The following is an 11,718-nucleotide window of genomic DNA, read 5'->3' as shown; positions in this document are numbered from 1 at the left end:
ACCTGCGTGGAACGGCGCGAGGCTTTCGATCTGGCGGGGGTTACCGACCCGACCCAATATGACGATCCCGATTTCTGGGCCGAAGCGGTCAAGCGGAAGATCCTTGTCTGATGTATACCATTACGAAAGAGTTCCATTTCTCCGCCTCGCATAAGCTGTCGCATCTGCCCGATGGCCACCAATGCGCCCGTCTGCACGGGCATAACTATGTCGTGGTGGTCGAGCTTCGAGCCAAAGAGCTGAACGCCGACGGTTTCGTTCGCGACTACGGAGAGCTGAAGCCGCTCAAGACCTATATAGACGAGACTTTCGATCATCGTCACCTCAACGACGTGCTGGATTTTGTCTCCACCGGCGAGAATATGGCGCGTCATCTCTATGAATGGTGCGCGAACCGTTGGCCCGAAACCACCGCCGTCAAGGTCAGCGAGACGCCCAAAACCTGGGCAGAGTACCGGCCATGAGCCAGCTGCGCATCGCCGAGGTATTCGGCCCCACGATACAGGGCGAAGGCGCGCTGATCGGGGAACCCACCGTCTTTGTGCGCACGGGCGGCTGTGACTATCGCTGCGCGTGGTGTGACAGCATGCACGCGGTCGACCCCGCATTCCGCCATGACTGGGCCAGCATGTCGACCGACGCGGTCTGGCAAGAGGTGCAGCGCCTGTCGGATAACACGCCGCTGACCGTATCCCTGTCAGGCGGCAACCCCGCCATTCAGGACTTCGCGCCCTTGATCCAATTGGGTCATGCCGCCGGCTACCGTTTTGCCTGCGAGACGCAAGGCTCCATCGCGAAGCCGTGGTTCGGTCAGCTGGATTGTCTTGTGCTGAGCCCGAAACCACCGTCCAGCGGCGAGACGGTGGATTGGGCCGCTTTCGACCGTTGTGTTGCGGCTGGCGAAACGGCGGCCCAGACGGTGATGAAGATCGTCATATTCGACGACGCGGATTACGATTGGGCCCGCGACGCCGCCACTCGCTACCCCCAACTGCCGCTTTATCTGCAACCGGGAAACGACGAGGTCGACCCGACCGTCGCTGTCGATCCGCAGGTGCTGGCGGATAAGCTATTGTGGCTGGTGGATAAAACCATGGCAGATCGCTGGTTCACGCCGCGCCTGCTGCCGCAACTACATGTATTGCTATGGGGCAACAAACGCGGGGTCTGACCCGCCACCGGAGGATTTATGGAAACGATTTACAGCGATTTGCAGCAGCTTGGCGGCAAGACAGAGCTTCCCGCCTCGCCCGAAGAAGCGATGCTCGAGAAAGTCGCGAACCCTCAGGCCGATGTCGATTATTGCGTGCGCTTCACCGCGCCCGAGTTCACCTCGCTTTGCCCGATGACCGGCCAACCCGACTTCGCGCATCTAGTGATTGACTATGTGCCGGATCAGTATCTGGTCGAGTCCAAATCGCTCAAGCTTTACCTGGGCGCATTTCGCAACCACGGTGCCTTTCACGAGGATTGCACCGTTTCCATCGGGCGCCGTCTGGTAGAGCTGCTGTCTCCCCGCTGGCTGCGCATCGGCGGTTACTGGTACCCGCGCGGGGGCATACCCATCGACGTGTTCTGGCAAACGGGCGAGACCCCCAATAGCGTCTGGATTCCCGATCAAGGCGTGCCGCCCTATCGCGGGCGCGGATGAAGCGAGAGAAGCCCCAACACTACCTAAGGTAGATAAAAGCCGCGCAACGAGTGCCTCGCTGCGCGGCTTTTTTGTGCTCGGATTTCTCGGCATATTCTTATGCCAAACCTGCCGATTACCTTTAGATATGAGTGCAAAGCCCGGCGATCAGTCAGCCCCGTCTCGCAAGACCAAAAACAACTAAAGCGTGTTACCACACGTAAGCTGTTAGCCTTAAAGGTTATTTATCGCTAGACATTGCACTTTTAAATTGCGTTAATATTTCGATAGCGAGTGATTTCAGTACGAGTATCGATTTTTACACTTCGCCAAGTTTTTTTGGCAGACATTTCAGGTGACACATGTTTTCGAAGCTCGTCCGGGCGCTTTCGCGCGTGCCGTGCAAATTTGGTATTCATCGCTGGCGTGACAGTACAACCATGCCGCAAAAAGTCTGTACGAGGTGCCACTGTCGGCGACAGACCTACGTTTAAGGTCAATGTCTCCGCTTCATAATGCGCCCTTCTGAAGACCACATATAACGCTCCTGCCCCGCATATATTCTATACTGTGGGACAGAAGAAAGCTCAGTCACCGGGGCAGCAGCCTGCCCCGGTGAAGCATTCATTAGCCGTTGATCAGCACTTCGCCGAAGCTTTCGCGCAGATCACGTTTCAACACCTTGCCGGTCGCGTTGCGCGGCAATGCGTCGGTAAAGACGACGCGATCAGGGATCTGCCATTTGGCGATCTTATCTTCGAAGATCGACAGAATTTCTGCCTCGCTCGGGTCCTGGCCTTCGGCTTTCACGGCAATCAGGATCGGACGTTCGTCCCATTTCTCGTGACGGGCCCCGATGACGGCCGCATCCGCGATTTGCGGGTGACCGATCGCGATGTTTTCAAGCTCGACCGAGCTGATCCATTCGCCGCCCGACTTGATGATATCTTTTGACCGATCACGGATCGTGACATAGCCGTCGGGCTCCATTGTCGCCACATCGCCCGTGTCGAACCAACCGTCCTTGTTCAGCGTCTCGCTGCGGGTCTTGCGGAAATAGCTGTCGAGAATCCAGTAGCCCTTGGTGACCAGATCGCCCTGCGTCACGCCGTCATGCGCCACGGGATTGCCGTCGTCATCAAGGATTTCAAGATCCACACCAAAGACCGGGCGACCCTGATTTTCGCGCAGCTTGTTTTGCGCGTCGGCAGGAAGCTTGGAGTGTTTGGCCAGCAGCTGGTTGATGCTGCCAACGGGCGACATCTCTGTCATGCCCCAGGCGTGGATCGTCTCAACGCCGTATTTCTCGCGGAAGGCGGTCATCATCGACGGCGGGCAGGCAGAGCCGCCAACCACCGTACGCTGCAGGCTTTCCAGCTTGCTGCCGATCTTATCCGCCTCGTTCAGCAGCCCTAGCCAGATGGTTGGAACGCCAAGCGCCAGCGACACATGGTTGGTGTCGATCAGTTTTACCAGCGACGGGCCATCCAGACCGGGACCGGGCATTACCATCGCCGCGCCAACCATAGCGCAGGCATAGGGCGCGCCCCAGGCGTTGACGTGGAACATCGGCACCACGGGCAGCACCACATCCTTGGCCGTGATCGCAATGCTGTCGGCCAGGTTGATCCCAAAGCTGTGCAACACGGTCGAACGGTGCGAATAAAGAACGCCCTTGGGGTTACCCGTGGTGCCCGAGGTGTAGCACAGGCTGGAGGCCGTGTTCTCGTCCAGATCCGGCCAGATGAACTCTGGGTCGCCGCTGGCGATCAGGTCGTCATAGAACTTGATCCCGGGCAGTTGCGCGGCGGCTTCTTCGTCGGTGCCTTCCATCAGAACGACATGCTCGAGGTGTTCAAGCTTGTCCTGAATGCCCGCGATCAGCGGCACAAACGTCTTGTCGATGAACAGCACCTTATCTTCGGCGTGGTTCAGAATATAGACAAGCTGTTCGGGGAAGAGACGCGGGTTGATGGTGTGGCAGACGAAGCCGCCGCCCGATGCACCAAAGTAGATTTCGAGGTGACGGCGGTTGTTCCAGGCGATGGTGCCGCAGCGCGCCTGCGGGTCCAGCCCCAGATTTGTCAGCGCAGAGGCCAGCGCACGGGCGTTGCGCGCGACTTGCCCCCAAGAGGTCTGCTCCAACCCGCCGGTGGTCTTGACAGAGACAATATCTGTCTCGCCGTGAAAGCGTTGTGCGTGTTCGATCAAGCTCGAAATCAGCAGCGGTTTATTCATCATTTGGCCAAGCATGGCGCATCCTCCCAATTAGTCGTTGGGTGCAAAATGGACAAATCACCCCAGTCTTGCAAGCGCCCTCATTGCTGCTTACGCAGGGTTCATGACAGTTATTTATCACACGCCCCTTTCCCCCGATCAGCAACGCGCCGCCGGTATGCCGACACCGCAACCGCTGGCCATGGCAGATCAGGTCCGCTTCTCTGATCTGGACACCAACAACCACGTCAATAACACCGTTTATTTCGAATGGTTCGAACGGCTGCGCATCCGCTATACGCAGTCATTGGTGGAACGCGGGCTGATCGACAGCCCCGGCCCGCGCGTGGTGATCCGGTCAGGGTCGATCCGCTATCTGCAAGAGATGCTGGAGCGCGAGAATTACATCGTGACCTGCCGCTGCACCAGCTTTCGCAACACCTCTTACGCTTTGGCACAAGAGGTTTGGGTGGGCCGCGAGCTGCGGGCCACGTTCGAGTGTATTTTAGTGCTGCTGGAACGGGACGGCTCCGGTCGGTATCCCCTGCCCGACCGCTTGAAACAATATTTTGAGCAGACTGAAAACGCCCGCCCCGAGGGGTAACCGCCGCGCGCGCATGCATCGAAAGGAACATAAGATATGACAGTCACCACCCGCCCGATGGACGCCGCGGATCGCAGCGCCTGGGAAACGCTCTTTGCCGGCTACGCCGCCTTCTACAAGGTCGATCAGACGCCGCAGATGCGTGAAACCGTCTTTGGCTGGCTGATGGACCCCGATCACGGCAGCAATTGCATCGTGGCGCAGGATGCCAGCGACACGCTTGTCGGGTTCACCCATTACCGCCCCTTTGTCAGCCAGCTGCGCGCGGTGACGAACTGTTTTCTGGATGATCTGTTCGTCAGCCCGCAGGCCCGCGGTACCGGGGCCGCACAGGCGCTGATCAAAGCGGTTGAGACGGTGGCGAAAAACAACGGCTGGGGCACGCTGCGCTGGATCACGGCAGAGGATAACTATCGCGGGCGTGGGGCCTACGACAAGCTGGCGACCCGCACAGGCTGGGTGACCTATGACATCGCGCTGAAGGGGTAGGCTGCAGCGTTGTGCGCGAGGTTGGGGATGAGGGGCGCTGCCCCTCACACTCCCCGGAGTTTATCTGGCAAAATGAAGCCGTGATCCTAATCGGCGTGTTTTGCAATAAAGGCGACAAGAGCGGCGGTTGAGCCGTCTTTATCGGTGGCAGGTGCCGCGCCCTCGACGATGGGCTGCAAAGAGGTGGCGAGCTCTTTGCCCAGCTCCACGCCCCATTGGTCGTAGGAATTGATGCCCAGGATGACCCCTTCCACAAAGACGCGATGTTCATACAGCGCGATGATCTGCCCCAGGGTGAACGGGTCGAGCAGAGGATAGCTGAGCGTGGTCGACGGGCGGTTACCGGGGAAGACGCGGTGGCGCGCCTGACGGTCCAGCTCGGCACCGGTCAGACCTTTTGCCGCCATCAGCTCTGACGCTTCTTGCAAGGATCGCCCGCGCATCAATGCTTCGGATTGCGCAAGACAATTGGCGATCAGCAGCTTGTGGTGATGTGTCAGGTCCGGCTCGTGCCCATTGGCCGCGATCAGGAATTCGCAAGGAATGACGCGGGTGCCTTGGTGGATCAGCTGGTAGAACGCGTGCTGGCCATTGGTGCCCGCAGCCCCCCAAACGACGGGACCCGTATTATAGGGGGCGGTGGTGCCGTCCATCAGGGTCGACTTGCCGTTGGATTCCATTTCGAGCTGCTGGAGGTAATCGGGCAGTTGCCCCAACCGCTGGTCATAGGGCAGCACGGCGCGGGTGGCATAGCCGCAGATCTGATTGTGCCAGATGCCGACCAAGGCCAGCAGCATGGGCATGTTCTCGTGCGGGGCGGCAGCGCAGAAGTGACGGTCCATCGCCTGCCCCCCGCGCAAGAACGCATCAAAGGCGCGTGGGCCAATGGCGATCATCAGCGACAGGCCGATGGGCCCCCAGACGGAATAGCGCCCGCCGACCCAGTCTTCGAAGCCAAAGACCTGATCTGCGTCGATGCCGAAATCGCTGGTCTTGTCCTGCGCTGTGCTCAGGGCGGCAAACTGCTTTGCCGGATCGCCGCCATTCTCTGTCATCCACGCACGTGCGGTACGGGCGTTGGTCATCGTCTCGATCGTGGTGAAGGTCTTGGAAGCGACGATCACCAATGTGGTTTTCGCATCAAGCCCGCGGAGCGTGTCCGAGATATGTGCCCCGTCGACATTCGACACGAAGTGGCAGCGCGGCCCGTCATGATAGGGCGAGAGCGCCTGTACCGCCATCGCGGGCCCAAGATCGGACCCGCCGATACCGATATTCACCACATCCGTGATGTCGCTGCTGCGGATCTGATCCGCGAAACCGCGCATCCGGTCGAGCGTATCATGGACGCCGGGCATCACATCCGCCCCATCCACCATCACCGCCCCGCCATCAAGGTTGCGCAGCGCGGTGTGCAGTACCGCGCGGTCTTCGGTCTCGTTGATCTTTTCGCCTGCGAACATCGCATCGCGGCGCGCAGGCACATCGGCGGCGTCTACCAGCGCCAGCAGCGCATCCATCGTATCGCGGTCAAGATTGGTTTTGGAGAAGTCGAACAACATGTCGCCGGTCTGCGCGCTGAATGTCTGGGCGCGATCGGCTGTGTCGAACAACGACAGGATAGAGCGGTCTTGCACCGCCGCCTGCATACGGATCAAATCATCAAAATGCGTCATGGTGCCCAATGTACTGTCGCCTCGTTCAATACTGCGCCGATGGGGGCCTGAAGGGCCGGCAGGCTTTGCGCCTGTTCCACCGCTACACGTTTTTCATCGCCAAAGATCACAAGATGCTTTGACATTGCACCTTCCAGCACCCTGCGCGACAGGGTGATGCGCCCGATGTCCTGCCCGTCGACATCGATCGGACAGAGCGCCGGTGCGTCCGCGGCCATCGCCGCCTCCAGCCCGTTTGACCCGGGAAAGAGCGAAGCCGTGTGCATATCCGCGCCCATGCCCAGCAACAGCACCGACAGCGGTAATCGGGATTCGATCTGGGGGGACAGTGTTTCTGCGGCCTCGGCCGAGGTCAGCCCGTCGATGTAGAAAGGGGTGAACGCTGCCTCGGCCGCGCGGCCCACCAGCAGGCGATTGCGCAAGAGCCGCGCGTTCGACATCTCGTGGTCGGGGTCGACCCAGCGTTCGTCACCCAGCATGACCTGCACCCGCGCCCACTCAAGATTGGCCGCGCTCAGGCTGTCAAAGATCGGCCCCGGGGTTGTCCCGCCCGGCACGGCAAAGCTGACCGTGTCATGGGACAGCAGGGCGTTCTTCAGCTCCCCCGCGATCAGATTGGCGAGGTCCATCGCAAGGACTTCGCGGTCGGCATATTCGATCAACTTCATGCAGAATACTCCCGCCATTGGCGCTGGTCACGGCGCATCAGTTCGTTGGCATCTGTCGGGCCGTCAGACCCGCTGTCGTAGGGTTTGGGCACGTCATTGCGCGCTTCCCAGCCCTGGATGATCGGGTCGGTCCAGGCCCAAGCGGCCTCTACCTCGTCGCCGCGCATGAACAGGGTCTGGTTGCCACGGATCACGTCCATGATCAGACGTTCATAGGCGTCTACCTGTTCAGCGCCTTCAGGCCCCAAAGCGTCGGCGAATGTCATATCCAAGGGCACGTCCACCAAACGCATGCCGCCCGGGCCCGGTTCCTTGATCGTCACGCCAAGGGTGATGCCTTCGTTCGGCTGCAAACGGATCGACAGAACGTTGCGGTGGCGGCCTGCGTCTTCGGCAAAAATCGAATGGGGCGTTTCCTTGAAGACGACCGTGATCTCGGAGGACCGCGCCGCCATGCGTTTGCCGGTACGTAGATAAAAAGGCGTGCCAGCCCACCGCCAGTTACTGATGTGGGTTTTCAGCGCGACGAAGCTTTCGGTGCGCGAGCGTGGATCCCCCACAGCGGTACGGTAACCGGGTTGTTCGGCCTCGTTGCACGGTTCTGCCTGATATTGACCGCGGGCGATGTGATGCGGCAGCACAGGGTCCAGCGCGCGGATCACCTTGAGCTTTTCATCGCGTACCGCGTCGGGGTCAAACCGCGCGGGCGGCTCCATCGCGATCAGGCACAAAAGCTGCATCAGGTGGTTTTGCACCATATCGCGCATGGCACCTGATTTGTCGTAATATTCGCCCCTGCCCCCGACGCCGACGGTTTCGGCCACGGTGATCTGGATGTGATCGACATATTGGCTGTTCCACAGCGGCTCGAACAGCATGTTGCCAAACCGCACAGCCATCAGGTTTTGCACCGTCTCTTTACCCAGATAGTGGTCGATCCGGTAGATCTGGCTTTCGTCGAAATACTTGGCGAGCGTGGCGTTAAGCGCCTGCGCGGTTTTCAGGTCGCGGCCAAAGGGCTTTTCGACGACGATCCGGCTTTGCGCGTCCGCCATGCCCCATTGTTGCAGACGTTCCGCCAGATCACCGAACAACGCGGGCGAGACAGAGAAATAATAGGCCTCTACCCGTTCGGTCCCGGCCATGAGCTTTTGCAGCTCGGCCCAGCCGTCTTCACCTTTGGCGTCAATCGCGACATATTCGAGCCGGTCGATGAACCCGTCCAGCTGCGCCTTCTCGTGCTCAAAGTCGCCGTTGAATTCGGCAATCGCCTCGCGGATCATCTGCTGGTAGCCCGCGCGGTCCATTTCTGTGCGCGCGGCACCAATGACACGGGCGTTTTCGGGCATCTGCCCTGCACAAAAGCGCCGGAACAAGCCCGGCAGGATCTTGCGGCGCGCCAGATCGCCTGTGCCGCCGAAAATCACCAGATCAAAAGGATCGACCGGAATGACGCGTGATACCATGTGGATGCTCCTTGTCGCGAGGCTACGACGTTTGGGTGCCGAGATGTGATGTTAGCGCAAACATACTGAGATTTCCGTTTTTCACAAGTCTGTGCACCAAATGACACGGGGTTTTATTGCGCATACCATTCGCATAGACAAAGAAAAGTAATTTATACAGGTGAGGTCCGGTTTCCTATGAAAGACGTTGTCGACGCAAATATCGGTAAATTTCAGGACCCTGCCCTGACGGCCAAGGGCGAACCCCGCGCGACTGTCAGCCTGACAAACCCGCAGACGCTGTGGTTCAACACCGGCACCCTGTGCAACATTGAATGTGTGAACTGCTATATCGCGTCCAGCCCGACGAATGATGCGCTGGTCTATATCACCGCCGACGAGGTGCGCGATTATCTGGGGCAAATCACGCAGCGCAACTGGCCGGTGACAGAGATTGCCTTTACCGGCGGCGAGCCGTTCATGAACCCGCAGATGATCGAGATCACCGAAGCCTCGCTGGCCGCCGGATATGACGTGCTGATCCTGACCAACGCCATGCGCCCGATGATGCGTAAATCGGTGCAAGCGGGGCTGGTGCGCCTGAACGAAGCCTATCCCGGCAAGCTGACATTGCGCATTTCCGTCGATCATTACCGCACCGATCTGCATGACGCAGAGCGCGGCGCGGGCGCGCTGGAAAAGACAGTGACCGGCATGAAATGGCTGCGCGACAATAACATCCGCATGGCCGTTGCAGGGCGGTCGGTTTTTGGCGCGACGGACGAAGACAGCCGCGCCGGATACGGGGCTTTCTATGCTGAACACAGCTTTGACATCGACCCGCAAGACCCTGGGATGACAGTGCTTTTCCCTGAGATGGATGAGACCGTCGAAGTGCCGGAAATCACCACCGCCTGCTGGGGAATCCTGGATAAATCCCCCGACGCGGTGATGTGTTCAAGCTCGCGTATGGTGGTAAAGCGCAAAGGCGCTGCGACCCCTGCCGTGCTGGCCTGCACCCTGCTGCCCTACACCGAAGAGTTCGAGCTGGGCCATTCGCTGGAAGAAGCGGAAAAAGACGTTGCCCTGAACCACCCTCATTGCGCCAAATTCTGCGTCTTGGGCGGGGCAAGCTGTTCGGCCTGACCCCGCGCCCGCACAGCATTAGGGGCGGATGATCGCGCCGACCTTGGGGTCGGCCTCCCCCCGTGCGAGGGTGGCATAGACCTCTTCCGCATCGGCCACGCCGTCATGTACCTGCACCTCCATCCAATCGGATGCGCTGGCCGCGATGCGTTTCCACGCGGCGGTGATCTGCGCCTCGATCTTGCCGGGGCCCCATTCCTCGCGCCGCTTGGCGACCTGTGAGGGCGCAAAGAAGAATTGCGGCTTGGGGCCATCCAACGGGGCTGTCGGGGTGAACTGATCCCAATGGCTCAGCCCGACAGCTGAGGAATGTTTCAGCTGATTTTTCAACGTGCTGTGAAGTTTGGCTTTGACCGTACTATTGCCGGACATATCGACATAGACGGATGAGACATGGTCCAGCGCGTCAATCTGGTCGTAGGTCAGCACCGTATCGCAATGCCCCAAGCCTTCGACAAAGGCGCGATTACCAGAAGACGTGAGGCCCACGATCTTGACCCCGCGCGCCTCTGCCTCGGCGAGGTAGCTGCACAGGCCCAATCCGGTCTTGGACGAGGCGCTGCCCACAATAATCTGCTTGGCACCGAAGAAGTCATTATCCAGCAGCCAGTCGTAAATCAGATACGACGTCGCCAGCAGCGGTTGCAGCAAGGCGCGCAGGTGATCCTCTGATGCGGGGGCGGTTTTGACGGGCGTGTACTGATTATAGATCAAGGGCAGTTTCGCGCGATGTGCCGCCGCATCCACCAGACCCGCCGCGCCTTGTTCAGGCGTGATCACCAGCTCGGATGCCATTGGATAAAAGCCATAAAGCCGCGTGCCGAGCTCAAGCACATCTGTGCGGCTTTCGACGACTTTTGCAGTCCCCCACACGGGCACGATCCCCCATCCGTTCTCGGATGTCGGGAAAAACTGCCAATAGCCGATATCGAAACCCGCCGCCGCATAGGTCACATTGTTCGATGTCACCGCGAAGCTTTCGATCGCAAGACGCGCCTGCCCCGGTGCCAGCGGCTCTCCCTCCGCCTCGAGCATGCGGGTTTCGGTGATTGCGTTTTGATTGACCAATATCTGTTGCACGTAGATGCCTCCCCCTCGTTTTGCTTTAGCCTACCCCAAACGCGCGGGCTTGAACCACCAATTGACATTGACGTTACGCCACAAAAATCAAGCCGGATTTAGTATCATTAAATTTCAACAACTTAGCCTGATGAGCAAGTGAATCCCCGCCTGCCAAGGCCGCAGGCATTGCACCCGATATGCCCCGTCTGCTATACAAAACCGCAAGATATAGAACCAGCAAGAGCTAGGCAGATTACGTGAACGACACGCCAGAAACCCCTGAAAACGATGACGAAATCCCGGCTACGCGCCCCGTGTATGATGGCCCGTCGGTCAATATCGAACACGAGATGCGGACATCCTATCTGGATTACGCCATGTCGGTCATCGTTTCGCGCGCCATTCCCGACCTGCGAGACGGGCTGAAACCGGTTCACCGCCGCATCATCTATTCGATGTATGAAAAAGGCATCACCCACGAAAAAGCCTACCGCAAGTCGGCAAAATCCGTGGGCGACGTGATGGGCTCCTACCACCCGCATGGGGACAGCGCGATCTATGACGCTCTGGTCCGCATGGCGCAGGACTTCTCTATGTCGCTGCCGCTGATTGACGGACAGGGTAACTTTGGGTCGATGGACGGCGATAGCGCTGCGGCGATGCGTTATACGGAATCCCGCCTTGATAAAGTCGCGTCCTTCATGACCGGCGATCTGGACAAGGAAACCGTTGATTTCATCGACAACTACGATGGCAAAGAACGCGAACCCACTGTTTTGCC

11 protein-coding genes and 2 pseudogenes are annotated in these 11,718 nt (G+C 59.3%); 8 read left to right on the top strand and 5 right to left on the bottom strand.

The features are described 5' to 3' along the window. From B3849_RS11715 to queF, 4 genes and pseudogenes are all read left to right on the top strand, one after another. Positions 1-111: pseudogene (locus B3849_RS11715) on the top strand (7-cyano-7-deazaguanine synthase); the annotation flags it as partial. Continuing rightward, positions 111-464 carry a 6-carboxytetrahydropterin synthase QueD gene (gene queD, locus B3849_RS11710; RefSeq protein ID WP_286780159.1) on the top strand — a complete coding sequence of 118 codons (354 nt, stop codon included), beginning with the start codon at positions 111-113 and terminating at the stop codon, positions 462-464. The pseudogene B3849_RS11715 and the gene queD, both read left to right, overlap by 1 nt. Next, positions 461-1,171, top strand: a complete 711-nt coding sequence (queE, locus tag B3849_RS11705; RefSeq protein ID WP_286780158.1) for a 7-carboxy-7-deazaguanine synthase QueE — start codon at positions 461-463, stop codon at positions 1,169-1,171. Before queD ends, queE begins: the two co-directional genes overlap by 4 nt. Before the next feature lie 18 nt (positions 1,172-1,189). Continuing rightward, positions 1,190-1,651: a preQ(1) synthase gene (gene queF, locus B3849_RS11700; RefSeq protein WP_074634849.1), complete on the top strand. Its 462-nt coding sequence runs from the start codon at positions 1,190-1,192 to the stop codon at positions 1,649-1,651. 606 nt (positions 1,652-2,257) lie between these two features. Here the strand turns inward: queF and B3849_RS11695 are convergent. Beyond that, the gene (locus tag B3849_RS11695; protein WP_286780157.1) at positions 2,258-3,883 is read right to left on the bottom strand and encodes a long-chain-fatty-acid--CoA ligase; all 1,626 of its coding nucleotides are present in this window, start codon (positions 3,881-3,883) and stop codon (positions 2,258-2,260) included. An 88-nt stretch (positions 3,884-3,971) separates the two neighbouring features. Between B3849_RS11695 and B3849_RS11690 the strand changes: the two genes are divergently transcribed. After that, positions 3,972-4,451, top strand: coding sequence for an acyl-CoA thioesterase (locus tag B3849_RS11690; RefSeq protein ID WP_005853740.1), 480 nt, complete (start codon positions 3,972-3,974; stop codon positions 4,449-4,451). A gap of 36 nt (positions 4,452-4,487) precedes the next feature. Then, positions 4,488-4,940, top strand: a complete 453-nt coding sequence (locus B3849_RS11685; RefSeq protein ID WP_286780156.1) for a GNAT family N-acetyltransferase — start codon at positions 4,488-4,490, stop codon at positions 4,938-4,940. Positions 4,941-5,026: 86 nt separating this feature from the next. Here B3849_RS11685 and pgi read toward each other — a convergent pair whose 3' ends face one another. Genes pgi through zwf form a run of 3 tightly spaced genes read right to left on the bottom strand, consistent with a single transcriptional unit; the run spans position 5,027 to position 8,750 of the window. Further along, positions 5,027-6,616, bottom strand: coding sequence for a glucose-6-phosphate isomerase (pgi, locus tag B3849_RS11680; protein ID WP_286780155.1), 1,590 nt, complete (start codon positions 6,614-6,616; stop codon positions 5,027-5,029). Continuing rightward, positions 6,613-7,284, bottom strand: coding sequence for a 6-phosphogluconolactonase (gene pgl, locus B3849_RS11675; protein WP_278424579.1), 672 nt, complete (start codon positions 7,282-7,284; stop codon positions 6,613-6,615). Before pgl ends, pgi begins: the two co-directional genes overlap by 4 nt. After that, positions 7,281-8,750, bottom strand: a complete 1,470-nt coding sequence (gene zwf, locus B3849_RS11670) for a glucose-6-phosphate dehydrogenase (protein WP_009824722.1) — start codon at positions 8,748-8,750, stop codon at positions 7,281-7,283. Before zwf ends, pgl begins: the two co-directional genes overlap by 4 nt. 177 nt (positions 8,751-8,927) lie before the next feature. On the opposite strand from zwf, the gene B3849_RS11665 reads away from it, so the two are divergent. Next, positions 8,928-9,875: a radical SAM protein gene (locus B3849_RS11665; RefSeq protein WP_009824723.1), complete on the top strand. Its 948-nt coding sequence runs from the start codon at positions 8,928-8,930 to the stop codon at positions 9,873-9,875. A gap of 18 nt (positions 9,876-9,893) precedes the next feature. Here the strand turns inward: B3849_RS11665 and B3849_RS11660 are convergent, their stop codons facing one another. Next, entirely contained in the window at positions 9,894-10,955 is a 1,062-nt protein-coding gene (locus tag B3849_RS11660) for a DUF2855 family protein (protein WP_278424578.1), read from the bottom strand. A gap of 239 nt (positions 10,956-11,194) precedes the next feature. Here B3849_RS11660 and B3849_RS11655 point away from each other — a divergent pair. Next, positions 11,195-11,718, top strand: a pseudogene (locus tag B3849_RS11655) (DNA gyrase subunit A); the annotation flags it as partial.

It is taken from the genome of Sulfitobacter sp. UBA4523 (assembly GCF_002388305.1).
GTDB classification, from domain to species: Bacteria; Pseudomonadota; Alphaproteobacteria; order Rhodobacterales; family Rhodobacteraceae; genus Sulfitobacter; species Sulfitobacter pontiacus.
The sequence above is the reverse complement of the archived record's forward strand: the minus strand, read 5'-3'. Positions and strand labels throughout refer to the sequence as shown.